Annotated in this window: 22 protein-coding genes; 10 read left to right on the top strand and 12 right to left on the bottom strand. The window is 38.6% G+C overall.

Annotated elements, in window-relative coordinates; genetic code table 11:
* Positions 1-614 precede the first annotated feature (614 nt).
* From EHQ64_RS20125 to nadE, 3 genes are all read right to left on the bottom strand, one after another.
* Complete coding sequence (locus EHQ64_RS20125) at positions 615-2,063, bottom strand: nucleotidyl transferase family protein (protein ID WP_135651597.1); 1,449 nt, start codon at positions 2,061-2,063, stop codon at positions 615-617.
* Positions 2,060-2,656 carry a 2OG-Fe(II) oxygenase gene (locus EHQ64_RS20120; RefSeq protein ID WP_246048862.1) on the bottom strand — a complete coding sequence of 199 codons (597 nt, stop codon included), beginning with the start codon at positions 2,654-2,656 and terminating at the stop codon, positions 2,060-2,062. The genes EHQ64_RS20125 and EHQ64_RS20120 overlap by 4 nt, the downstream gene beginning before the upstream one ends.
* A 176-nt stretch (positions 2,657-2,832) precedes the next feature.
* The gene (nadE, locus tag EHQ64_RS20115; RefSeq protein WP_135651595.1) at positions 2,833-3,795 is read right to left on the bottom strand and encodes an NAD(+) synthase; all 963 of its coding nucleotides are present in this window, start codon (positions 3,793-3,795) and stop codon (positions 2,833-2,835) included.
* Positions 3,796-4,052: 257 nt separating this feature from the next.
* Here nadE and EHQ64_RS20110 point away from each other — a divergent pair, with 257 nt between their 5' ends.
* Positions 4,053-5,477, top strand: a complete 1,425-nt coding sequence (locus tag EHQ64_RS20110; RefSeq protein WP_135651594.1) for an MATE family efflux transporter — start codon at positions 4,053-4,055, stop codon at positions 5,475-5,477.
* Positions 5,478-5,488: 11 nt separating this feature from the next.
* On the opposite strand, the gene EHQ64_RS20105 is transcribed toward EHQ64_RS20110, so the two are convergent.
* The gene (locus EHQ64_RS20105; RefSeq protein WP_135651593.1) at positions 5,489-6,478 is read right to left on the bottom strand and encodes a bestrophin family protein; all 990 of its coding nucleotides are present in this window, start codon (positions 6,476-6,478) and stop codon (positions 5,489-5,491) included.
* Positions 6,479-6,820: 342 nt separating this feature from the next.
* Between EHQ64_RS20105 and EHQ64_RS20100 the strand changes: the two genes are divergently transcribed.
* Genes EHQ64_RS20100 through EHQ64_RS20090 form a run of 3 tightly spaced genes read left to right on the top strand, consistent with a single transcriptional unit; the run spans position 6,821 to position 8,539 of the window.
* The gene (locus EHQ64_RS20100; RefSeq protein ID WP_135651592.1) at positions 6,821-7,156 is read left to right on the top strand and encodes an ArsR/SmtB family transcription factor; all 336 of its coding nucleotides are present in this window, start codon (positions 6,821-6,823) and stop codon (positions 7,154-7,156) included.
* 1 nt (position 7,157) lies between these two features.
* Positions 7,158-7,631 (top strand): SRPBCC domain-containing protein, encoded by a 474-nt coding sequence (locus tag EHQ64_RS20095; protein ID WP_135651591.1) that lies wholly within the window; start codon positions 7,158-7,160, stop codon positions 7,629-7,631.
* Positions 7,632-7,645: 14 nt separating this feature from the next.
* Positions 7,646-8,539: an alpha/beta fold hydrolase gene (locus EHQ64_RS20090; RefSeq protein ID WP_135651590.1), complete on the top strand. Its 894-nt coding sequence runs from the start codon at positions 7,646-7,648 to the stop codon at positions 8,537-8,539.
* Between the two features lie 73 nt (positions 8,540-8,612).
* Here EHQ64_RS20090 and EHQ64_RS20085 read toward each other — a convergent pair whose 3' ends face one another.
* Positions 8,613-9,467, bottom strand: coding sequence for a metal-dependent hydrolase (locus EHQ64_RS20085; protein ID WP_135651589.1), 855 nt, complete (start codon positions 9,465-9,467; stop codon positions 8,613-8,615).
* A 355-nt stretch (positions 9,468-9,822) separates the two neighbouring features.
* On the opposite strand from EHQ64_RS20085, the gene EHQ64_RS20080 reads away from it, so the two are divergent.
* The 4 genes from EHQ64_RS20080 to EHQ64_RS20065 all read left to right on the top strand — a co-directional run bounded on the left by EHQ64_RS20080 (position 9,823) and on the right by EHQ64_RS20065 (position 13,740).
* The gene (locus tag EHQ64_RS20080; RefSeq protein ID WP_135651588.1) at positions 9,823-10,353 is read left to right on the top strand and encodes a TetR/AcrR family transcriptional regulator; all 531 of its coding nucleotides are present in this window, start codon (positions 9,823-9,825) and stop codon (positions 10,351-10,353) included.
* A gap of 53 nt (positions 10,354-10,406) precedes the next feature.
* On the top strand, positions 10,407-11,360 hold the full coding sequence (locus tag EHQ64_RS20075) for an SDR family NAD(P)-dependent oxidoreductase (RefSeq protein ID WP_135651587.1): 954 nt from the start codon (positions 10,407-10,409) through the stop codon (positions 11,358-11,360).
* A gap of 185 nt (positions 11,361-11,545) precedes the next feature.
* Entirely contained in the window at positions 11,546-11,953 is a 408-nt protein-coding gene (locus EHQ64_RS20070; protein ID WP_135651586.1) for a GFA family protein, read from the top strand.
* A 290-nt stretch (positions 11,954-12,243) separates the two neighbouring features.
* Positions 12,244-13,740: an ABC-F family ATP-binding cassette domain-containing protein gene (locus tag EHQ64_RS20065; RefSeq protein ID WP_135651585.1), complete on the top strand. Its 1,497-nt coding sequence runs from the start codon at positions 12,244-12,246 to the stop codon at positions 13,738-13,740.
* Positions 13,741-14,052: 312 nt separating this feature from the next.
* Here the strand turns inward: EHQ64_RS20065 and EHQ64_RS20060 are convergent, their stop codons facing one another.
* Both EHQ64_RS20060 and EHQ64_RS20055 read right to left on the bottom strand, forming a co-directional pair.
* On the bottom strand, positions 14,053-14,508 hold the full coding sequence (locus EHQ64_RS20060) for a DMT family transporter (RefSeq protein WP_135651584.1): 456 nt from the start codon (positions 14,506-14,508) through the stop codon (positions 14,053-14,055).
* Positions 14,509-14,614: 106 nt separating this feature from the next.
* Positions 14,615-15,739: a DNA alkylation repair protein gene (locus EHQ64_RS20055; RefSeq protein ID WP_135651583.1), complete on the bottom strand. Its 1,125-nt coding sequence runs from the start codon at positions 15,737-15,739 to the stop codon at positions 14,615-14,617.
* 155 nt (positions 15,740-15,894) lie between these two features.
* Between EHQ64_RS20055 and EHQ64_RS20050 the strand changes: the two genes are divergently transcribed.
* Together EHQ64_RS20050 and EHQ64_RS20045 are read left to right on the top strand one after the other, a co-directional pair.
* Positions 15,895-16,539, top strand: coding sequence for a hypothetical protein (locus EHQ64_RS20050; protein WP_135651582.1), 645 nt, complete (start codon positions 15,895-15,897; stop codon positions 16,537-16,539).
* 36 nt (positions 16,540-16,575) lie between these two features.
* Positions 16,576-17,652, top strand: coding sequence for a winged helix DNA-binding domain-containing protein (locus tag EHQ64_RS20045; protein ID WP_135651581.1), 1,077 nt, complete (start codon positions 16,576-16,578; stop codon positions 17,650-17,652).
* Here EHQ64_RS20045 and EHQ64_RS20040 read toward each other — a convergent pair.
* The 5 genes from EHQ64_RS20040 to EHQ64_RS20020 form a co-directional block, all read right to left on the bottom strand.
* Positions 17,645-18,430, bottom strand: a complete 786-nt coding sequence (locus tag EHQ64_RS20040) for an alpha/beta fold hydrolase (RefSeq protein WP_246048861.1) — start codon at positions 18,428-18,430, stop codon at positions 17,645-17,647. The two genes, EHQ64_RS20045 and EHQ64_RS20040, sit on opposite strands and share 8 nt — an antisense overlap.
* A 131-nt stretch (positions 18,431-18,561) precedes the next feature.
* A complete protein-coding gene (locus EHQ64_RS20035) occupies positions 18,562-19,296 on the bottom strand; it encodes a hypothetical protein (RefSeq protein ID WP_135651579.1) in 735 nt (244 codons plus the stop codon).
* 88 nt (positions 19,297-19,384) lie between these two features.
* Positions 19,385-20,143: an alpha/beta hydrolase gene (locus EHQ64_RS20030; protein WP_135651578.1), complete on the bottom strand. Its 759-nt coding sequence runs from the start codon at positions 20,141-20,143 to the stop codon at positions 19,385-19,387.
* 61 nt (positions 20,144-20,204) lie between these two features.
* Complete coding sequence (locus EHQ64_RS20025) at positions 20,205-21,788, bottom strand: aldehyde dehydrogenase family protein (RefSeq protein ID WP_135651577.1); 1,584 nt, start codon at positions 21,786-21,788, stop codon at positions 20,205-20,207.
* Positions 21,785-23,176: a proline dehydrogenase family protein gene (locus EHQ64_RS20020; protein ID WP_135651576.1), complete on the bottom strand. Its 1,392-nt coding sequence runs from the start codon at positions 23,174-23,176 to the stop codon at positions 21,785-21,787. Before EHQ64_RS20020 ends, EHQ64_RS20025 begins: the two co-directional genes overlap by 4 nt.
* Positions 23,177-23,289 lie beyond the last annotated feature (113 nt).

Below are 23,289 nucleotides of genomic sequence, written 5' to 3'. Positions count from 1 at the left end.
TGGTAACACATTGAGTCGAGTGATACTAATAGCTCGTGAGGCTTGACCATATTACGAAATGAAAGTAATAACCTTAAGTAAGACTTACTTCTTACTTAAGGTTGGTAACAACGCCAAGTGGGCATCGAAAGATGCCCCGCATGAACATCCATACAAGATGATCAGCAAACAGATCGAATCAATTCGCAAGTTATAGGACCTAAAGGTCCTGCAGCCGACAATAGTCGACTGTAGTGTATTTAAGAATAACACTCCAAAAGCCAGAGTAATCACTCTGGCTTTTTTATTATCCACAGCGACAATAGTGAGCGAGGATACGACCGCATTCGCGAGTCGGTGCCACTACAAGTGGCAAACAAGATGCACTTGAATCAATGCCAACAGAGGACCTATCGGGACTTCATACTTCGCCTTCGCTACGCATGAGTCCCAGTCTCGCATTCGAGGCAACACTGTTGCCTCTCTGTACTCCGACTGGTCACAGATGTAAGTGTGGTAACAAGGCAGGCAAAGGCACTATACAAGATGATCAATAAAGATTCATCGGGATACGACCGCTGTAAGAATTTTAACTCACGCGTTTGGAGTAATTCTGAATCAGCTTTTCTTCGGCTTTATTTTAAGATTTTATCTAAAAGGTTGATATGCCATTGGAAGATTTCTTGGATTGGTGTTTCTAATTGAAAACCTATTTTTAAATATAATTTTTGATAGAATGGAAAATTGCTTAGTCTCAAGTCAGGCTTGCTTGCAAAAAATTTCTGATTCTCCTTCCAAACTGCGATTGAAAATTGAAACGGATCTTTTACTGAGCTTCGAATTGACGGATCAACATATGGAAAAGTATACGGAACTCTTTGTTGAAAATCTCCAAAATTTACTAATAAACCGCAATTATCTTCCGTACTAAATGCAAAAAGATCTCTGGGATCTAAAAGATCATAATTTACAGAACTAATGTTGAAAGAAAAGAAACTATCTATCGAAATATCCAATTCAGATTTGAGATACGATTTCGCTTCTCTCATTGTCTTTCCTGTACAAATATCATCATCATACAGTAGAATATCGTTACGGCCCAATAGATCTTGCAGTTTAGAATTTTGAGAAATCTTTTCCATTTTATAGCCAAGTTTTCGATGCCCATGAATATCGAAAATCCTGGAAACTGATAGATTATATTTTAAGGGAATCATAGGATCTAAACTGATCATATGATCTGTGGACATAGATTTTAGTTTTTGCTTTTGTTTTTCAAGTGGTATGATTTCAATAACATTAAAAAAAATAGATAGAAACTTTGGGATTGGATATCCATCTTCACGGACTTTCAGTATTTTATCGTAAAAATCTTTTTTCTTATAAGATTTACGAATTTCTGAAGAAGAGTTACTGCTTTTGCCTTGGGCAAGATAAACTGATTCTTGATTTTTTACATTGATTTCATATCCATTTCGAGTAATGACGACACAACCATCTTCGCTGTATTTAAATGCATCTGCGAAGCGGAAGTTGTCTCCGCCACAAAGAAAGAAAATTTTAGTATTTAGTTTTGCATTTCTTTCTAAATATTTTTTAAGCCGGTAGACGACTTCAGTAAAATTAACACTGGTTTGATTAAAGACCCCGTTCCACGGGTCTAAGCCGATCCATGGATAATCTTCTATTTTTTCAGTGACGATCCGATTTCTTTCATAAATATTCAAAAAAGAATTTGTTTTAGGACCTACATAGTCGTCATGATCAGGAGAAATATATCCCCCCAAAACTTCATAACCTTCACTTTCCAGGGATTCTTTTGCAATGATCATCATTTCAAGGTGGCCATCGTGAATAGGGCATAAGGCACCAGTGAGTAATAGAACACAATGATTATCGGTTTTCGGCTTTGCTAAGAAGGAATAAGGAGTGCATAGGATAGATATAGTTGCTTCAACATCTATATCTTCTGCGTTTAAATCTTCAAAAAAACCTGCCTTTAATACAGCTTCTAACCCTTCTTCTTGGTATAGTTTACCGAAATAGTGATCTCGCTTTATCTTCCATATCTGGCTATCATTCATAAGGATTTAGCCTGATAGATTATATCGCCTCGAATGATGATCCTTGGAAGATTTTCTTCTCCCAAATATACATCTACATCATGACAGATCCGATGGTCGAAAATCAAGATTGAACCCTCTTGAGGTAAAAAAGAATATAGTACCTCTTCTTTCAATGCTCTTCTATTCCAATCAGAATGATCTCTATCCCATACGTCTATATCTTCTAAATGATTCCGAATGAATCTAGTTGCCCCAGATTGATTCGTGGTTAAATAGATTACAAATGATTTTAAAGTCCGATGAATCCCATCCTCATACATAAATCCTGCGTCGTAATGTGCATAATGTTCACCGCCTGATTCATACTTCATAAAACGAAAGAGAGGGCTGACTTGAACAGGGAGCCAAGCCTGATTCTTCTTCGGGTTTTCTTGCCACCAATCTGTGGAAGTTTTTGCTGAACAAAATTTTTCGTTTAGATGCGGAATAATAAACTCAGAAAGCATATCTGATAATTGAAGGGACCATCCGGTAGCTCTTTTACTTCCTATCCCATAGCTTTGGTCCATTAAACCGTTGATAGATACTGGAGCTAAAATCATAGATTCCAAAAAAATATCCCGAAGGTAATTGCAAGTTTTTGAATTTAAGAAAGGGCTCCAATATTCTACATCAGGCAATATATTGACATGCTTTGCAAAATTTTTAGCTATATGGATTGGGAAGCTGATCGACGGAATTTCCCAGAAGCCCGGGACTTTTGTCGGTTCAGGTTTTTTATGAACTATCAAGACCAACCTCCTTCGACACTTCTTTTCATAACATCTACAAATCTAGAAGGAAGTCCAACTTTGTATTTGTGAAGATTTTTTTTATGTATTGTTTCAATATTTTTAAAACTTTGGATCGTATTGGAAGAGAACAAATTGCTGACGCTTTTGTGACCTATATTGAAATCTTTAAGCAGAATGAAAAATCGGATATCTTCATAATTTGCGCCTATGATCTCTTGGTCAGTTTTTCCATCGAAAATGTCACCTCTGGGCTCTGCTTGAATGATCTCTTCAGGGATCCCAATATTTTTAGCAATTGTATACACTTCACTTTTATGTAAATCTGCAATAGGTTGTAAATCAACCATTCCGTCTGAAGCTTTTCCGTAAAATCCTAAATAGGATCCCTCGTCTCTATTTGTAGTTCCTACAACGATGGATTTGTAATTCTGATCTTGCAAAAGAGCAGCTTGAAAATAAAGAAATGGAATTCGAATAATGGATAGTAGTTGACCGGCTGCGAATGGACTATAATTACCCTCTTCCAATTGAAGATAATTTTCTTGGACACGAGTAAGGTCTTTCTCGGAAAATTCGATCTTACTATTTTGCATACTGAAATGCGATTTTAAAAGTTCAAATTTCCTTAAAGTTTCCTTTTGGCCGGTTGCTCCTATATTAAAGATAGGCAAAGTAATTCCCCTAATTTTTTTAATAGGGGAATTCGGTTCATTAGATGCAAGATCCAATAGTCCAAGAACGACTGAAGAGTCTATTCCGCCGGATAATCCTACAACACAGCTGTCTAAGTTTTCAGTTCTAAAAAAATTATTTATATATTGGATCTTTGACTTAAGATGAATATTTAGATCAAATCCCCTTTTTGTATCAAGAAATCTTCTCAATTCCGATTCTGTTTTTAAGCCTTGGACTAAGTTTGAAATAGAAATACTAGGATTATTATTACGATCTATCATGGAAATATTGGGTCTTTTTTATCTTATCCAGTCTATACGACTCAGTAGGTCAATTTTTTTAGGCCGAAGAAAAAAATCGATATTATCGTTTCTACAAATTCAAGTAAAGTTATGCTCAATTGGATTTTCCTACTTGCGGGGACGCTATATGTTACATTGGTCTAAAATGAAATTTTCAAACCTTTCGGAAGCTCTTTAATACAAAAAGTTTTGCCTTTTCCGTTAAAAGGCCCCAGCCTGGAGGACTTAGGCTATATATGGAAACAATACAAAAAGAAGAAAATAGGGGAACTGGTCCTCGTTCACTTTGGCGAGAATTAAGAAAAGCCCTAGCGGGAACTGAGGCGGATTATACAGAAATCTCCATTGGAAGAGCAGTATTTTTACTCTCCGTTCCAATGGTCCTTGAATTAGTCATGGAATCTGCATTTGCGGTCGTGGATATTTATTTCGTAGGGATCTTGGGTCCATCTGCGATTGCAACAGTCGGATTGACTGAAACATATTTATTCCTTTTTTACTCCGTAGCAATTGGTCTTTCAACAGCAGTCACTGCAATCGTTGCGAGAAGGATCGGAGAAAAAGATAAAGAGCAAGCTGGACTCGCCGGTATACAATCTATCTTTCTTGCTGCAGCGGTTTCAGTCCCTTTTACAATCTTCGGAATTTGGTTCGCAAAAGATCTCTTAGCTTGGATGGGAGCTGACGCTTGGGCATTAGAACATGGGTATCGTTATACTCAGTGGATCTTCGCAGGAAACTTAGCGATCATACTTCTTTTCATCATCAATTCGATCTTTAGAGGTGCAGGGGACGCAGCGATTGCGATGCGGATCCTCTGGATATCAAATGGATTGAATATGATCTTGGATCCGATCTTAATTTTCGGATTCGGTCCGATCCCAGCTATGGGGATAGAAGGTGCGGCTATTGCCACAAATATCGGTCGAGGATTAGGTGTGATCCTACAGTTGTTTTTACTTTTCAAAGGTGGAAAACATATCCAAGTACTTCGTTCTCAGATAAGATTGGAATGGAAGGTCATCGTAGATTTAATCAAAACTTCCTTAGGAGGGATCGGCCAAACTATCATAGGTATGACATCATGGATATTCATGGTTCGGATCATTGCAGAATTTGGAAGCCAAGCGGTAGCAGGGGCAACGATCGCATTACGTATCATGATGTTTACTCTGATGCCTTCTTGGGGCATGTCGAATGCGGTAGCTACTCTTGTCGGACAAAATTTAGGAGCACAGAGACCGGATAGGGCTGAAAAAGCAGTATGGGTAACCGGAGTTTGGAACATGTCATTTTTGATAGCCGTTTCTATTCTTTATTTCTTATTCAGCGAAAAGTTAGTCTCCATTTTTTCAGAAGACTCTACCGTAATTTCTATCGGATCGGAATGGTTAAGGATCGTTTCCTATTCCTACTTTGTATATGCATGGTGGATGGTAAGCGTTCAGGCCTTTAATGGAGCGGGAGATACCGCGACCCCGACCAAGATCAATTTCGTATTTTTCTGGGTCCTACAAATTCCATTCGCGTATGTAATCGCAAAAGTATTGGCTTTCGGATATTCCGGAGTGTTCTGGGCGAGCATGATCACAGAAACTTCGATAGGGCTTTTCACTTTATGGTTATTCACGAAAGGAAACTGGAAAAAAACGCAGGTCTGATCATAAAATTACTACATTAAAATATTATTAACCGGCGCGAGCGGCGCCGGTATATCTTTTTCATTCAAGAGTTCTCTTAGATCGATCTCGATGACTCTGCTTAATGAAGTGATCGGAACGTCGTTCGCGCCACCTTCAAAAGGATTTTCAGTAGCTTCTCCCACTTTTTCCATAGAAGTAAATACCCAAGAAACAAGAATGCTAAAAGGGATCGTCAGCCAAACGAAGTTTTCACCTAGTTTCTGAAATTCGTTCAACATCCCAAACGGAAGAAGAAAAACAAATAACCATATAAAGAATTGATTAATACTCGCGAATTGTCTCGGATAAGGAAAATTTTTGATCCTTTCGCTTTTTCCCTGTTGTTCGAATAAGTCCGTGATCTTTTTGTTTAACTCTAAAAATTCAAGAGGATCTATCTTCTTCTTATCTTTAAGCTCTTTGATCCTTTGAGATTGAATATACAAAAGTTGGCTTGCCTTATTCTTTCTGGTTTGGATGAGACCCAATTCCTTTGCAGAAATGAACTTTAATAATTCATCATCTAATTTCGTTTCCCATTCGAGAACATTATAATGAAGCCTATACTCTTTATTATGAGATTTTGAATTGGCGGTTTCCCAAATTTTAGATTCCCTAAGTTGGAAACGAAGGCAAGTCAACCAAGCTAAATGCCTATAGATAAGTTCTTTATGGACTTCTTTATCCGCTTTTATAAAATCCCTAACCATCATTCCAAAAGAACGACTGTTGTTTACGATCGAACCCCAGATCTGTCTCGCTTCCCAAACACGATTATAACTCTGAGTGTTTTTAAAACCCACGATGAATGCCGCAGCAGTTCCTACTAATGCCACAGGCACCCAAGGGATCGCGATCCATTTATAACCCAGAGCCTGAAATAAACATGTAGGAACAATGGAAAGCAATAGGAGGATATAAATATCTCTTCTTGTCCAAAGTAAAAATTCAAATAAATGATAACGTTTCCCGACATGCATAGGATCACTTCCGATTTAACGAATTTAGATCGAAGCTTTCTCGTGGAAAAGAAATATATTTCAGCATGGATTTAGGTTTTGGGCGGCTCCTTCGCTATCAATTTGAGTTTTCAGTTTAATCTAATCGTTTTGATTTAATCTTCTTACTCGTTTGACCTCGTAAGCTCTCGGTCATCGACTTGCTTGCGCAGTCGCCTTCTCGCTCCTATTGTCGCTGCGAAGGGCTTCGCGTCCGCTCCGGTCGCATTCGCGACTTCCCCTGCGCATCCGTGCCGCGGAGAAATAATAAAAATACTTAAGTAATCGCTTGACTATTTCTCGAATGAGTATATACTTAAGCATATGCTTAACAATTCTTCTTTGGACCGCATATTTTATGCCCTTTCGGATCCCTCCAGGCGTTCCATCGTGGAACGTTTGAGCCGAAAAGAGGCCTCTGTAAGCGAACTTGCGGAACCTTTGGAAATGAGTATGGCTGCCGTTGTTCAGCATATCCAGATCTTGGAGGAGAGCGGTCTGATCAAAACTTTAAAAGTAGGGCGTGTCAGAACTTGCAGAGTAGAGCCGAATTCCCTCGAGTTAGTGGAAAGTTGGCTACTTCAAAGGAAAAGACTCTGGGAGAGAAATCTGGATCAGTTAGGCGAATTTTTAAAGAAATCGAAAGAGAGGAAAAAGTGAGATGGAACGTCTTAAAGTCGCTCATGAAATTTTTAGTATCGAAAAGGTTTACGAAGCTTCTGCTGAAGAAGTTTTTTCCGCATGGAGTAGCTTGGAAGCAAGAGCTCAGTGGTTTATAGGCCCAAGCGGTTGGGAAGTAGTGGAAAGAAAATTAGATTTTAAGGTGGGCGGTAAGGAAATCCTTCATGGACGTTTTGAGAACGGAAGAGAAACCTTATACAGAGCCGAATTTTATAATATCATTCCGAACGAAAGGATCGTATTCGTTTACGATATGCATGTTCATAAAACTTTACATTCAGTTTCCATCGCGTCCGTAGAGTTAGAGTCTGTGGATCCGAAAAATACCAGATTAAAATTCACTGAACAAGTGGCATTCTTAGATGATACTGTAGGTAGCGCAGGAGTTGCTTCTAGAAAAGAAGGCACTTCGGTCATCCTGGATCGTTTAACCATATTTTTAGAGAGCAAGTAGTAGGGAGGATCAGTATGAGTCGTTTTAAATATTTATCCATCTTTTTTGGTATGTTGTTTTCCATTTTGAATTGTATGAGCTCTACTCCGTTCGTTTTGAAAGAGCAACCTCCTAAATTCAGTTCTGAACCGACTGAAAGAGGAAATGCCCAGATCGGAGATCTTTCCATTTATTATGAAGTCCATGGAAAGAATGAAGGAATTCCCTTAGTTTTATTGAACGGGGGAGGGTCTACGATCGAAACAACTTATAGTAAACTTCTGCCGATCTTTTCTAAACATAGAAGGGTGATCGCTTTGGATGAACAAGCTCATGGCAGAACAGGAGATCGTAAGGGACCTCTTCGCTTTCACACTTCCGCGGATGATGTCGCGGGTCTTCTGAAACATCTAAAAATAGAAAAGGTAGATGTATTAGGTTTTAGTAATGGAGCGAGCGTGGCTCTTCATCTGGCTGTTCGTCATCCCAAATTAGTGAACAAATTGGTTTTTGCGTCTTCTATGTCCAAAAAATCGGGAGCTTTTCCTCAATTTTGGGAATACATGAAGAAAACTTCCTTTGAAGAAATGCCTCAGACACTTAAGGATGTTTTCTTACAGGTAAATCCGGATCCTCAAAAACTAAGGAACATGTATGAGAAGGATGTGGAAAGAATGCAGAATTTTAAGGACCTAAGTGATAAGGAAGTGGCTTCTATCAAAATCCCGACCCTAATCGTTCAAGGAGATAGAGATGTTCCAAAATTAGAACATGCAGTCGAGCTTGTTCGTCTCATTCCGAATGCGAGACTCTTGGTGCTTCCTGCAGGGCATGGAGATTATTTGGGAGAGGCTATCGGCGGAAAACAAGATCGTTATCCTGAATTGACTGCTTCTTTGATTGAGGATTTTTTAGACGGATATAAATAATAAGTCCGCTCCAATCAAATAAGATCTTAGAGATAAAATATTCTATCTCTAAGATCTTTTCTGTCAGTATAATTTAAGCGGAATAAACCACGATCTTTGAGAATTTTTCGATCAGAGCATGATCGTCTTGTTTATTAGGGTGAAATCCAGGAATATAATATTCTAAAATATAAAATATCACTGCCCAAGCAAATCCTGGAGATCCGAAAAAGAATCGAATATCTCTTACGATTTGTTTAGGATTCGGAAAGCCGAAATAAAATAGAGCCCTAATAGTTCCTACGATTGCAAGTAGTCCTAATAATTGGACAGCAATTGTCATACCGAGGATCCTTGTGAAATATCCTCCGCCTGAAGTTTGGTATACATCATATGCCACAGCTTTATGCTCTAACTCTTCTAAAGCATGCCATTCGATCACATTCCAACTGATCGGATCGATCCAAGCAACTCTGGATTCAGGTAACGATAAAAGGAACCTGCCTAAAGTAGCTGTGAAATGTTCCGCAGCTGCGGTGATCGAAAGTGCTAATCTTCTTCCCCAAACAGGAAAAAGTTTTAGGATGTTCTTTTCTAAAATATCGAAGAATAACCAGCAAAACATTTTTTCGTGACTGCGAAAATCTAAACCGATTTCCACAAATCTTTCATTCATCTTATCGTGAACGTTTCCGTGGACAGCTTCTTGTCCTGCAAACGCCTTGATCTCATTTCTGAGCGTTTCGTCCGGAACTTGGTTTTGGAAAAACTTAACGGAACGAATGAAGAATCTTTCACCTTCCGGAAATAGAACGCTTAGGCTGGATAAAAATGCCGTAAAGAACGGGATATTTTTACCGAATCCTTTTTCTTTGGCGATTTGTTCCAACGGGAATTTCGGTTTACGGATTTTGGGTTGAACTCGTCCGGATGGGGATATCTGGCTCATAATATTCTCCTAATATAGATCTGCGGTTGATCGCTTATCTTTTCTCCATCGTTTGGGTTATCATTCTGCTCATTAGGAAATTGGAATATATCTGTATATGAAGACCGCTTTATATTCACTTCTTACCTAAAAGAAATCGGTCTTAAGTTTAATGTAGCGATCGTTATATAATTTGGTCAACCGGAATAACGCGTTCTAATTACGTTAAAAATCTATTTTAGAAAGATAAGAAGGATCTAAACAAACGTTCATCTCTACTTAGAAAAAGGCTAAGTTCATTCAAAGATCTGATTTTTTCCATTGACAAAATCAGAACTGGATATTATTTGTGATTGATTAATCAATAATAAAACGAATGAAACAGAAGGCAAACAGTCAGGTATATGAAGATCGTAGGACAGCTATCCTAGAGGCTGCAATTGAGGTCTTTGCGAATCTGGGTTATCATAAGGTGACCACGGCAGATGTTTCTAAGGTGGCCGGGATCTCTCAGCCTTATATCTACAGGTTTTTCGAAACAAAGGAAGCCTTATTCTTGGAAGTCATTCAGCTCATCTACGATAGAGTGTATGCAGCATTCGAAAAGATAGAAGGAAGTCCTGAAAATCTGATGTCGGAACTGATCCAGGCTTATGAGGACTTGATGAAGAAGTATCCGAATGAGATCCTTCTTCAGATCCAGACTTGGGGAATTGCAGAAGAGAACATTCAGAAGCTGGTGAAAGAGTCTTTGGTTCGATTGAAACTTTTGGTGAAAGGTAAGTTTGAAAAGTCAGGACTTTCTGATCCTGAAAATTTATCTAAGGATTTTTTAGCTCGGGGGATTTTATGCAATCTCGCCTTTGCTCTTCATTCTCCTGAGCTTACATACCAAAGGCGGGTTTGATTTTTTTTATGCATTTTTGTTATTGATCAATCAATAAATTTGGAGAAACGGATATGAAGGCATTAGTGTTGGGTGCGAGTGGAGGAAGTGGGCAAGCAATCGCCCAAGAGCTATTATCTAGAGGAATAGATACCATACTCTTTGGGCGTAGTAAGGAGAAGTTAGAGGCACTTGTTAAAGAGTGGGGAAACCCGAAAGGTTTGGAAATAGGAGTGGGGGATGTTTTTGATAAAGGATCCCTTCTGCCTTATTTCAGGAAAGTGGATCTAGTCTTTCAGGCTGCGAATCCTGGGTATGTGGACATGGAAAAACAACTGATCCCATTAGGGCGGGCGGTGATGCAGGCCGCGGAAGAAACTTCTAAGTCGGTCGTATTTGTAGATGGAGTATACGTGTACGGAAAAAATCCAGGCTATCCGGTTGAAGAGACTTATCCGTTCAAAGCTCATACTAAAAAGGGCAGGCTTAAAGTAGAATTTGCAAATTTAGTGTTTTCTAATATTTGGAAGAATGCTCGCGCATTGATCGTTCGACTTCCCGATTATTACGGACCGACAAGTCAGATGGCGTATTTAAATCCTACTTTTGAAAGTTTTATCAGCGGGAAACCTGCGCTTTTTTTCGGAAGTCTCAAGCCTAAACGGGAATACGTTTACTTGCCTGACGCGGCTAAGATGATCGTAGAAATCTCTTTAAAGAAAGATTCTTACGGAGAGAATTGGAATATTCCTGCTACAGATGTTATCGGTGGAAATGAAATTTTAGAAATTTCAAAAGATATTCTGGGTAAGATCCCCATGGTCATTCCGATCGGGAAAAGAATATTACAATTTTTAGGTCTATTCGATCGGTTCTTGAAAGAAGTCGTAGAAATGACTTATTTATTGGAAGATCCTTTGGTTCTAAGTGGTAAAAAATATTCTGAAAGGATCGGTACTATTCCCAAAACAAATTACAGAGATGGAATTCGGATCACTCTGGAATCACTCTCTAAGAAGAACGGTTGAATAAAAAGTGAATCTTTCTTTGGACCCAAGCTAAACTCAGGCACCAGGGTTTAGCTTGGGAGTTTGTAGGAGGAAATAAAATTTAGAATTATTTTTTTGTGATCCTTAAATATGACAGAATTTGTCATATTTAGTATGTAATACTATTCATGTCGGATCTAAGAAGGTCCGTTGAGGAGTTCAGTATGAGTCTGAAAAAATATACAGGTAGTTGTCATTGTGGTGCCGTTCGCTATGAGGCAGAAATAGATCTAAGCTCCGGAACCGGCAGATGTAATTGTTCTTTTTGTAGAAAAGTAAGAAATTGGTCTATTATCATTAAGCCGGAAGCATTCCGTCTATTAAACGGAGAAGATCAATTAGGCGCTTATCAGTTTAACACGAAAAGCACGAATCATCATTTCTGCAAGAACTGTGGAGTTCGGACTTTCTCTAAAGGGCATTTGGAGGAGATCGGTGGTGATTTTGTAAGTATCGCAATTTCCACTTTAGACAATGCAGACATCCAGGAAATTGTCGAGGCTCCCGTTTGGTATGCGGATGGCCTGAATAATAATTGGTATAATCGTCCTACAGAAATCGCTCATTTGTAGAATGAGGCGATCGAAGTTTGGATCTTAGTGGATGAAGGAAAGAGTGTTCTCCGAATACTATTGCGTTAGGGATACGTAGGGCGCGAAGCGGACCCCTTTGCCGGAGGCAAATGGACCGAAGCGATAGCGTAGCCCGTAGTAGCCCGGCCCGCGAGATACTTCGGAAGTTTTATTTGTAGGAACTCCAACTCGCGGGAACGCCCGAAAGCCTTTTATACAAAAGATGTTTGATCCAATTTTTGGTGAAATCTAAGCCCGATCTAAAACTCTGGCTTTCAGAGAGTTCCCCAATGATTAAAATTGCAAACGTTCATAAAGCGTATTCTTCTAATGTTCTTTTTGATGATCTAAATCTGAGTTTGAATCGTGGTGAAAAACTTGGACTTGTAGGAAGAAATGGTCACGGTAAATCCACTCTCTTTCAAATGATCTTGGGGAATGTGGAACCTGATTCGGGCTCTATTATTGTGCCGAAAGGTTATAAGATCGGCCATTTACAACAGCATTTAAAATTCACTAAACCAACTGTTCTGGAAGAGTGCGCTCTTGGTCTTCCTGAAGGTGAGGAATACGAGACTTGGCAGGTCGAAAAAGTTTTGTCGGGTTTGGGTTTTTCAGAAGCGGATATGGAGAGAAATCCGGAAGAGTTTTCCGGAGGTTATCAGATCAGAATGAATTTGGCGAAACTTTTAGTTTCCGGTCCGGATCTTCTAATGTTGGATGAGCCGAATAACTATCTTGATATCGTTACTATTCGTTGGCTGGAGGAATTCCTACGCGAGTGGGAAGGTGAGATCATTTTAGTCACTCACGATAGAGGTTTTATGGATAGTGTTGTAACTCATACTGCTGCCATTCATAGAACTAAGGCGATCAAAGTCCAGGGAGACACTGATAAACTTTATAATCAGATCAATCAGGCAGAAGAAATTTACGAAAGAACTCGTTTGAACGAGGCTAAAAAAAGAAAACAGGAAGAAGTCTTTATCGCTCGTTTTAAAGCGAAGGCAAGTTTCGCGAGTAGAGCTCAATCCAGAGTGAAAAAACTCGAGAAACAAGGTGAGATGAAGGCTTTGGAAGAGATCGAAAGTCTGGAATTATATTTTAATTCGGCACCGTTTGCGGCCAATCAGATGTTATCTTCCGAAGATATTTCATTTTCTTATTCGGGCACGGAACCTTTTTTAATTTCAGATTTTTCTTTGAGCGTCGGCAAAAGAGATCGTATTTGTATTATCGGCAAGAACGGTAAGGGGAAATCCACTCTTCTGAAGTTGATGGCCGGGGAACTCCAACAATCCTCCGGAAAGATCCAAAAACATCCTGCCTTGAAGGAAGGTTATTTCGGACAGACGAATAAACTGAACTTGAATGAGAACGCGACCATTACAGAAGAGATCATGAGTGCGGATAAATCTTGCACTGAATGGTTGGCGCGAACTATCGCCGGTGGATTGATGTTTTCCGACGATATGTCATTAAAGAAAATTAAAGTTCTTTCAGGTGGTGAGAAGAGTAGAGTGCTTCTCGGAAAAATTTTAGTCACTCCTTGTCATCTTCTGTTTCTGGATGAGCCTACAAACCACTTAGATATGCAATCCTGTGACGCATTGATCGAAGCTATCGATGATTTTGACGGTTCTGTGATTATGGTTACTCACAATGAGATGCATTTGAAGGCGGTCGCGACTAAGTTGATCGTTTTTGATAACGATACAATTCGGGTTTTTGACGGTACATACGATGATTTTCTAAACGATGTGGGCTGGTCCGACGAAACGTATTAAGAAAATTTAATTTAAAAGAGGCGGATTGGCGAAGATTCACCCATCCGTTAATCATTTGTAGGAGCTCCTGCAAATGGCCTTTTAGAATTGCATTGCGGAATTTGGATTCCCTATTCCGCAGGTGAAAAGGATGGCCCCACCCTTGTGGGTGGGGCTGGCTGGTGGTACGTTGGCTTGACGATGGTTCGCCTATCACGAATTTATCTTTTTTGCAATCGGTTTTTATGCGTGTGTCTTGTAGGAGCTCCTACATATAGGTTTACATTATTTAAGCTTGATGAAATTTCCGATTTAGCTCTCGGAAGTCCTATATTATCCTTTTCTAACTAACCAGGCGCTTAAAACTAAAAGCCCTAATCCGATTAATTTCTGAATGGAGATCGGTTTTTCAGGAAACCCTAATACTCCCCATTTTTCCAATAATATAGAAGTCACTACTTGGCCTAATAGAAAAAATGCGATCCAGCTTGTTGCTCCCAATTTTGGTGCAAATACCAAAGCGGAGGTTACTACAATTGCCCCTAAGAGCCCTCCCGTCCAAATCCACCAAGGTTGTTCTTTAATCGTTTGAATTATAAATGAGGCTGACTTCATTTCTCCTACTGTGAAGGCGACGATTGCTAAAGCGATTGTTCCTACAAAAAAAGAGACTGTGGATGCGAGCAAAGGGCTTTGGATATTTTTTCCGAGTATCGAATTGATACCTGGTTGAATGGACATTGCTAAACCGGAAAGAAGTGCGAAAATGATCGGAAGGAATAGATTCATTCCTTTAATTTGGAAGCCCGAGATATTTTGGCGAGCTTGTTTATAACAAGGGAGAAAATTTCGTAATTTAGATTAGGAGATTTGAATTTAAACTTTTGAAGAATCTTTATTTTACCTTCTTCTTTGGTTTAGAAACGGAGAATTCCGCTTTTGCCTTCGTTTCTCCATTCACTATAATTTCCAATTTATGTGTTCCGGGAAAATGAACTCTAGTAGTCATTTGCTGAAAGGATTGTTTTCTAATATATTTTTTAACTTCCATCGGAGAAAATGTTTTCTCTTCTATTTGGAATACTTTCGAAGAAAATTTTCCGGAAGGTCTGATATAATGAATTTTGGATTCGAGGCGATAAAGGATCGGTTTTGTCGCTTCGGATCTCATTTCAAAATTATAGATTAGATGTTTTCCGATCTCTACAGTTTTGGGTTGGAGTTCCAACTTTGAAATTTTTGCGGACTTAGTCTTAGAGAAACCGAATAGAGATAAAATTTCAGGATGCCCTTGTTTCAGAAGCCCTCTGAGTGCATGCTTCAGTAACTGATCGGTGTTTTCAGACTTGCCTATCCATTTTTTCGCGATATCTAAAACTAATTTTGGATGATCCTTTGAAATATCGTTTAGATGATTCGCGACACTTCTTCGAACAATCTCGTCGGGATCATTCTTTAAATTTTCTAAGATGGATAAAGTTTTGTTCGGATCTTTTTTTAATCCAGGAATTCCTTTCCCCCAAGGGAGTCTCGGTCTGGAACCTTCACTTGCCAATCTTCTTACACCTGGATGAGGATTTTTAGACCAGCTAAACATTTTTTTCCATGTCTCATCAGGATATCGGATTAAAAATTCCCTTATACAAAACTCGCAGGATATGATCTGAGTAATTTTCTCCATACAATATAACGATTCTGTAGGATAATCGATACCCGAAATCTCAACGATATCCCCTAAAAATATAATGTAAAACTTCTTAGTATCCGAAAATTCCCGAGCGAGATGTTCCGAAAATTTTAGTAAAGGTTTTACTGCCTTCGGAAAAGGTTTAGGTAAATGGGCAGAAGTTACTTCTGCGATCTTTCTGATCCTTTGCTTTAGTTCTAAGCGACTCCAATTTTTCCCTTTAACTTCATGAACAAAATTTAGAGCGTTTATATTCGAAAGGACTTTGCTGAGCTGTTTTCCTATTTCTAAAAGGGCTTGATCGTCGTAAAAGTTTTTAAGCGCTTCCGCCATTCCTTCTTTGATCTCATAAGTATAAATTGGAACAAGAAGTATTTTTCCATATTTTTATATAAAGTTCTTGAATGGCTATTATAGCTGTTTAGTTTCTCTTCTATTTTCTGCGTAGGAAGTCCTACACGGAACGTATTTGTATTTGTGGAGGTTTTATGAATCATTATCGATTCTTGGTGCTTATATCATTTGTGCTGTCTTTGAGTTCTTGTGTTAGTACGGCAAATACTCTCAAAACTGAAGAAAAGAAAAATAAAGTTTTTAGAAACGAACTCTTCGGATTGGAAGTGGATATTTTGGACAAGTGGGTGATCCAATCTGCGGAACAAATAGATAGTTTAAGAGAAAAGGGAACTGATATTGTCGCAGGCGATGATCAAAGAAAGAGAGATCAGATTAAGGCGAGCGCACAAAGTTCCATGAATCTGTTGACTGTTTTTCAATACCCGATCGGTACTGTTGCGGATTTTAATGCCTCATATACAATTGTCGCAGAAAATCTTGCTCCTTTCCCGGGAGTTAAAACAGAAGCAGAATATTTGAGCTCTGTGAAGTTTATTTTGAGCAAAGCTCAAGTTGTTTACGAATTTCCAGAACCGGATTTCAAAAAAGAAATATTAGGAGGGAAAGATTTTTATACATTAAACGCGATCGTAAAATACGGATTCTATGAAATAAAACAAAAATATTATACAAGAATAAGCAATGGATTTGTATTATCGTTCATTATTTCATACATGCATGATTCGCAAAAAGCAGATTTGGACCGTATGCTAACTTCCGTTCAATTTAGTAAATAATCCGTATTCTTTGTTATATCCGCTTTAGATCTTTTCGTGAATATAGCTTTAACTAGACTTAAATATCTTACAGTATTAGGATCTTCTTTAAATTCTCCGGAAAAGGTAGTGGAGACTTTGGGGGCAATTCAAGGCCAGGATTATTATGCTTCTAAATGGGCGATCGGATTACGATCGGTAGGTTCGAAAGATGAAGATATAGAAGATGCTTTTAATCGAAAAAAGATCATTAGGTCTTGGCCTCTAAGAGGGACATTACATATTACCCTTGCTAAAGATATCTATTGGCTATTAGAATTATTAGCTCCTCCAGTGATCTCAAAACACGCAGCGCATTATAGGAAAATAGAGTTAGATACAAAAGTATTGAAAAAATGTTATTCTATACTTTCTAAAAATTTGGAAAATGAAAAGTTCCTCACTAGAAAGGAAATTTCTACAATTCTATCTAAATCCGGGATCTCTACAAATACGACTCGCCTTTCTCATATTTTACAAAGAGCAGGTTTGGAAGGATTGATTTGTTTTGGTCCGCGCCGAGAGAAAGAGTTTACGTATGCCCTAATGGAGGAATGGATCCCAAAGATCAAGAGAGTTAAAAAACCTAAAGAAGAGGCTCTGTACGATCTTTCTAAAAAATATTTTTACACAAGATCTCCGGCGACATTGGCTGACTTCGTATGGTGGTCCGGGTTGAGCGTATCTGATGCGAAACTGGGTTTAGAAAGTATAAAAGAACAATTGGATGAATTTGTGATAGATGGTAGGAACTACTACATCCCGAGAAAGAACAAACCATGGGATAAAAAATCTGAGACTATATTTTTACTTCCGGCGTTTGATGAATTCCTTCTCGCATATACGGATCGTCGCGATTGTATGGACCCTCCTCCTAAAAGGTTATTAACTCCTGCGGACGATTTATTTCGTCCTGTTTTGGTGATAGATGGTTGGGTCAGTGGAGTTTGGCAAAGGGAATTGAAAAAAGAAGAAGTATCGATCAGTGTAAAACCTTATAAGACGATTTCGGAAAAACAGAAAAAAACAATAAAACAACTCGCAGAAGAATATGCTTCCTTCGTCGGGAAGGAATGTGTCTTAAATTTTATTTAAGAATATCTAAGAGCAATTTTCGGATTAAATCAAAATTTTTCCAAGGAATGAAATGGCCTTCTTTCGGTAGTAGGATAATCTCTAATTCAGTTTGAGGAGAAAATTCTGCTCTTATAAATTCGGTGTTCCTTGCATCTACTAAGCCATCATCTTCTCCTTGGACTATGACGGTATGGCTTTTTATCTTCTTCCATTCCTGAGTTAAAATTTCCAGCTGTTCTTTTAGAGAAAGCATTTCGGAGTTACTATGCGTCCATTCTTCCGGTAGGATCCATTTTCCAAACCCTGTATCTGCAATTTTGTTGTACCATCTTACTTCTTCGAATTTCGGATCCATTGCTGCCGCTAGTAAAAATAGATGGGTAAAAATTTCCGGAGAAGTACTCGCCATTCTTGCGGCGACCGGTCCTCCGTAAGAATGCCCTAATAGAACGATTAATTTTCCTTTAGGATCGATAAGCTGTAATAAAGAAGTCGAAATTCTATCCGCTTGGAGATTTACATTCGGGATAGGTGAACTTGATTTCCCGAACCCAGGACGATCGACCGCATACATGCAATATTTTTCCAATAATTGAGGATCGGTAAGATATTTTAGATAATTCACCCAGTTGCCGGGAGACCCATGAATGAATATCAAGATCGGTTTGCGATTCGATTTGTTACATCCAGTGCTTAACCAATGGATCTTTGTACTATCTTTGGGATCATTCGTATAATATTCTTGGAAGAATGTTTCTGAGGCCTTGAGTTTTAGGATGGCCTTATCTTCTGCCATACTCATTTCTTCATAACTACGACAGAAAGTCGATATAAGTAAAATACTCGCTATTAAGAAGTACCTGTTGGGATTTTCCATTGGCCTAAAATAGTATTCTTAGATCGGAGTAATTCGTTACAGATCGAACTTTAGATAAGGAACTTTATCGCTAGGAAAATCCCGAAATTTGCTCCTAATACGATATAAAAGAAAGTAGGGGGAGAAGGTTCTAACTGTTTGTCGATAGCTTTATTCAGACTAGTTTTAATGATCTCCTCCAACACGGATGCGTCTGCCGGATCTTTTTGTTCTACATTGGCTGCAACTTCCTCCACGAATTCATGGATTTTTATCTTTTTCAGGAATGTTTGTAAAATGAATCGAATGATCTTTGGCCAATTTTCTTTTTCCTGTAGAAAGTTCGGAAGTTCTTTCAACTTGGAAGTAAGAAATTGGCTCCAATTTTCTATTCTTTCCGAACCGGCTCTTTTTTTGATCATTTCGGACAAAGTTTTAGAAATATTATTTGTGAACCATGTTTTGTTTTCTGAAACCAGATGATTCAATTCTTTCCCTAAAAGATATTTTTTGACAGAGATAAAATAGAGAAATGGAAAGCCGAATGCAAATCCTAAGATCAAAAGTACTATCGGCCAAAGCTCTAAAACGATCACTATCAAGGCCAAAATGGCCCCTATACCACCAGCTCTTGCAATAGGCATAGGCCCTAAATCGGAAGCGATACTTTTCATTTCCGGAAAACAGAATACCAACAGAATTATATTAAATAGAAATCCTAAAAATAATGAGATGGAAGATAGGAAAAATATTTTTGCGGAACTTTTTGCAGCAGTTTTAATGAATGTTCCGATTTCTTCTTTCATAGGATCTCTCCGTTGTTTGCGTTATTGATAGAAAAACATCCAAAAAGAGATTTTTTGAACGTTTTATTCTGAGGAAGACCCCAGATCTTTATTTACTATTCCTTTTTAGCCACTCTAACATGATCTCGAAAATTTTCTCTTTTCCTGGTTCGTCTGTAAGCCAATGCGCGTGATTGGGGAGAGGGACAAATTCAGAATTTTCGTATCTTCTCGCTACTGCTTTTGTAACTCTGATCGGGATAATCCGATCTTTTTCTCCTGCTAAAACTAAAACAGGGCAGTTCACTTTTTCGGCGGGTATTTTACTTCCCTTAAATGGATCAAAGAACCAGAAGGCGAGCTCGAATAATGCTCTTCCCGATTCGTAATTTAATAAAGAGTAATATTTTTTTCTGACTTCTTTAGGGAGTTGATTGAACAATCCGAAATTTGCTCCCCTATAAGTTGGCCTGAACGGTTTTGCCCAGAATTTCCATTTAAGTGGGACTTCCAACAAAGTGTATAAAGATGAAATTCCTAAAGGGAAAATTCCTGCTGGAGCAGCCGGAGCAAATAAAACGATCCTGGATGCAAAACCTTCTGCAGCAAGAGCCTGTGCTAACCAACCTCCCATAGAATGACCTACCAGAGTTGGCTTCTCCCAACCTTTGTTTCGGATCTCTTGTTTTAGGAATTCAACATAATGTATAAGTCTATATTCTCCTAGTTTGGGGGAAGGGGACTCATTCAAAATATGAAATGGCAGAGTAGGGGAGAATACCTCATGTCCATTCTTTTCTAAAACTTCTCTAACCGATTCCAATGTGTCCGACCTGGACCACATTCCGTGTAATAGTACTATTTTCATAATAAGGCTCGAGGGTCCTTATTGAAGAGAAACTTTAACTCTGAATCAAGAAAAAAACGGATTAAGTTTCCGGGATAAATCCTCTTCGCATAGTATTCTCTGTGATACTGATTGGCTCTACAAATTGTTTTAAATAATCGGGCCCCCCAGCTTTTGCTCCTACACCGGATAGTTTGTAGCCTCCAAATGGTTGTCTATCTACTACTGCGCCCGTGATACCTCGATTGATATACAAATTTCCTACTTCGAATTTTTCTTTTGCGTATGCGATATTTTTAGGGTTTCTGGAGAATACTCCTCCGGTAAGTGCATAGTCCACGTTATTCGCTATTTCTATTGCTTCTTGGAAATTTTTAACTCTGAACAAAGTAACATAAGGACCGAAAAACTCGGTCTGGCCTAAAGGAGAAGAAGGGTCGTTGCTTTCAAAAATAACCGGTTCTACGAAATAACCTTGGGGTTTGACCTGATCTTCTATTTCTAATTTGCTAACTATTTTGGAAGAAAATTCGGTCGCGAGTTGATTTAATCTAGAATGGGATTCCGAATCTATAACTGGGCCGATTTTAACGGATGGGTCTTCCGGTAATCCTGCTCTTAAGGATTGTAATGCTTCTACGAATCTATTTTTGAAAGTTTCATATTTAGAATCTAGGAGAATGATCCTTGAAAGTGCGCTGCATTTTTGACCTTGGAATCCGAAAGCGGATTGAACGGAGGCAGTCACAGCTTCGTCTAAATCGGCATCTTCATCTACAATCAATGCGTTCTTCCCTCCCATCTCCGCAACCACTCGTTTGACGAATTTAAGATTTTGAGAAGAAGCCTCCTTCAACATCCAAAGGCCTACCGCTCTGGACCCTGTGAAATTGATCGTATGGACTTCCGGATGTTTTACGAGATACGCACCGACTTCTTCTCCTTTTCCAGGAAGAAAATGAAGAGAGGAAGTCGGAAAGCCCGCCTCTAATAATATATTAAATAGTTTGAATGCGATTGTGGATGATTGTTCCGCTGGCTTCATGATGACCGGATTTCCGGTCACAAGAGGAGCCACAGTCATGCCGCAAAGGATTGCAAGTGGAAAATTCCAGGGAGCCACAACCAGTGTGACCCCTCTCGGGATATAAGAGTAAGTATTTTCTTCTCCTAGAAGATCTCTTTTCCTAGGAGTAAAAATATTTTTTGCTTCTTCTGCATAAAATTCGCAAAAGTCGATCGCCTCTGCAATTTCTGCGTCAATATCCTTAACTCCTTTTCCGACTTCTAATGAGATCAATGCGGTTAATTCAGTTTTTTGGGCTCGCAGTAGTTCGGCAGCCTTTTTTAGGATTTCGATCCGGACATTTGGATCGGTATGTTTCCATGTTTCGAAAAATTCGACTGATTTAAGGACGGCTTCTTCGGCCTGCTTTACGGTTCCATAATGTATGTCCGCTATTTTTTCCTTTGTATTTGCCGGATTTACACTTGGGACGATTATAGAAGTTTTTTCTTTTTTTCCGGAGATTACCGGATACACTTGTATCGGGAACTCTTTGCGAATGGATCCGAAGCCTGAATCTAAACGTTTTCTTTCTTCTTCTTTAGAGAAGTCTCTTAATATCTCGTTTTGAAAATGATTAGAATTTTGTTGGAAACTCATATAGATCTCGAATTCTCCAAATACAGTAATTGTTCTCTATCTTTTTGATTTGCGTTGATATTCTTCAAAAATCCTTCGTTTGTGGAATTCTCCAACAATCTTCGGACCAGATAAGCCATACCTGGGATAACTTCTCCGATCGGAGAATATTCTCTTACCGAGATACCCAAGCTACGGATCGCTTTTTTATAAGAATCTCCCATCCCATAAAGCATTTGCACCTCGAAGAACTGGTTTGGGACGGAATATTTAGAAGCAAGAACGAATGCGGATGATAAGCTTCTAATATTATGAGAACCGAATGCAGGTCTGATATAAGGATATGAGCTTAAGAGTAACTTAGAACATTCTTCGTAATTTTTGTCCGTATCGGATTTTTTTAGAAATACCGGTGGGTCCCATCCTTTTTGGGCCGATTGTGTCATCTCATATTCCCAATATGCTCCCTTGACCAATCTTACAGTGAGAGGATATTTTCTTTTTTTAGAATATTCTATAACTTTTACCAAATCTTTTTGAGAAGATCTTAAATATGCTTGGATCACGATCCCAAAATGAGGGTAATTTTCAAATTCCTGCTCCGAATAGATCTGCAATGCGGTATCTAAAATAATCTCTTTTGTATCGTACTGCTCCATATCCAAATTGATGAAGATCTTTTTAGAGACTGCAGACCTTAAGATGGGTCTTAATTTTTCCTTTAGATGTGATACGGAAGATTCGTGGGCAAGAGGATCTAATTGAGAGTAGAGGGAAGAACATTTTACGGAAACATTCCCCGTAGGTTCATTCGGAAAATCTTTGCTACGTATAGAATAGAGTTCCTTGTCCTGGGCAACCTCTTCCAATAATTGTAAATATTCTTTTATATATTTTTCCGCTTCTTTTTCGGAAAGTACTGCCTCACCCAAAATGTCTATGGTAGCAGAGATCCCGTTCTTATATCTATTGATGATCTTCTTTCGATCAGAACCGTATGTCCTACCTAGGATAAAAAATTTTGCAGTAAGTTTGATCCCGATTTTAGCTCCTAATGCAAGAAGCGGAGAAGTTATCGGATTTGATAAGAATATCGTAAGAAAGAATACGATCCATTTTGGAATTTCTGTAGGAGTTTCAACAAAATAGATCTTGATATAACGCGAGATTGCGGAAAGGGATATTAGGCTCGGGAATAAGTCTGCGAATCGGAATGCCTGTAATTTGAGAAGAGGACGGTTTTCTAAGAATAAGAGGCTTTTGGAAAAAAATTTATAAGAACTAAAAAATGATCCTTCAAAAGAATCGCTTAGACGGAAAAGTTCCTTTCCCTTTTCTATAATCTCAGTTTGTAAATCGTTTTGAGAAGAAGATAGATTTGATAGATTGTTTTCTTCTGTCGCCTTCATTCTGATTCTCTTTTAAGTCGAGTTCCGTACAAGATAAAACTTTTAGACCTTTCGGAGTATCCCCTCGATTTTCGCCATACGAACCTATTTAAGGCCTTTTGCATCCATTATTC

Origin of the sequence: Leptospira sarikeiensis (genome assembly GCF_004769615.1) — a bacterium.
Lineage (GTDB): Bacteria > Spirochaetota > Leptospiria > Leptospirales > Leptospiraceae > Leptospira_B > Leptospira_B sarikeiensis.
Note: the sequence above shows the minus strand (reverse complement) of the source record. Positions and strands in the feature narration are given on the sequence as shown.

Bases quoted from the DNA above. Each gene is read 5' to 3' on its own strand.
- EHQ64_RS20125 (WP_135651597.1), bottom strand. From the start codon at position 2,063: ATGAATGATAGCCAGATATGGAAGATAAAGCGAGATCACTATTTCGGT.
- nadE (WP_135651595.1), bottom strand. From the start codon at position 3,795: ATGATAGATCGTAATAATAATCCTAGTATTTCTATTTCAAACTTAGTC.
- EHQ64_RS20110 (WP_135651594.1), top strand. From the start codon at position 4,053: ATGGAAACAATACAAAAAGAAGAAAATAGGGGAACTGGTCCTCGTTCA.
- EHQ64_RS20105 (WP_135651593.1), bottom strand. From the start codon at position 6,478: ATGCATGTCGGGAAACGTTATCATTTATTTGAATTTTTACTTTGGACA.
- EHQ64_RS20100 (WP_135651592.1), top strand. From the start codon at position 6,821: ATGCTTAACAATTCTTCTTTGGACCGCATATTTTATGCCCTTTCGGAT.
- EHQ64_RS20095 (WP_135651591.1), top strand. From the start codon at position 7,158: ATGGAACGTCTTAAAGTCGCTCATGAAATTTTTAGTATCGAAAAGGTT.
- EHQ64_RS20090 (WP_135651590.1), top strand. From the start codon at position 7,646: ATGAGTCGTTTTAAATATTTATCCATCTTTTTTGGTATGTTGTTTTCC.
- EHQ64_RS20085 (WP_135651589.1), bottom strand. From the start codon at position 9,467: ATGAGCCAGATATCCCCATCCGGACGAGTTCAACCCAAAATCCGTAAA.
- EHQ64_RS20080 (WP_135651588.1), top strand. From the start codon at position 9,823: ATGAAACAGAAGGCAAACAGTCAGGTATATGAAGATCGTAGGACAGCT.
- EHQ64_RS20075 (WP_135651587.1), top strand. From the start codon at position 10,407: ATGAAGGCATTAGTGTTGGGTGCGAGTGGAGGAAGTGGGCAAGCAATC.
- EHQ64_RS20070 (WP_135651586.1), top strand. From the start codon at position 11,546: ATGAGTCTGAAAAAATATACAGGTAGTTGTCATTGTGGTGCCGTTCGC.
- EHQ64_RS20065 (WP_135651585.1), top strand. From the start codon at position 12,244: ATGATTAAAATTGCAAACGTTCATAAAGCGTATTCTTCTAATGTTCTT.
- EHQ64_RS20060 (WP_135651584.1), bottom strand. From the start codon at position 14,508: ATGAATCTATTCCTTCCGATCATTTTCGCACTTCTTTCCGGTTTAGCA.
- EHQ64_RS20055 (WP_135651583.1), bottom strand. From the start codon at position 15,739: ATGGCGGAAGCGCTTAAAAACTTTTACGACGATCAAGCCCTTTTAGAA.
- EHQ64_RS20050 (WP_135651582.1), top strand. From the start codon at position 15,895: ATGAATCATTATCGATTCTTGGTGCTTATATCATTTGTGCTGTCTTTG.
- EHQ64_RS20040 (WP_246048861.1), bottom strand. From the start codon at position 18,430: ATGGCAGAAGATAAGGCCATCCTAAAACTCAAGGCCTCAGAAACATTC.
- EHQ64_RS20035 (WP_135651579.1), bottom strand. From the start codon at position 19,296: ATGAAAGAAGAAATCGGAACATTCATTAAAACTGCTGCAAAAAGTTCC.
- EHQ64_RS20030 (WP_135651578.1), bottom strand. From the start codon at position 20,143: ATGAAAATAGTACTATTACACGGAATGTGGTCCAGGTCGGACACATTG.
- EHQ64_RS20025 (WP_135651577.1), bottom strand. From the start codon at position 21,788: ATGAGTTTCCAACAAAATTCTAATCATTTTCAAAACGAGATATTAAGA.
- EHQ64_RS20020 (WP_135651576.1), bottom strand. From the start codon at position 23,176: ATGAAGGCGACAGAAGAAAACAATCTATCAAATCTATCTTCTTCTCAA.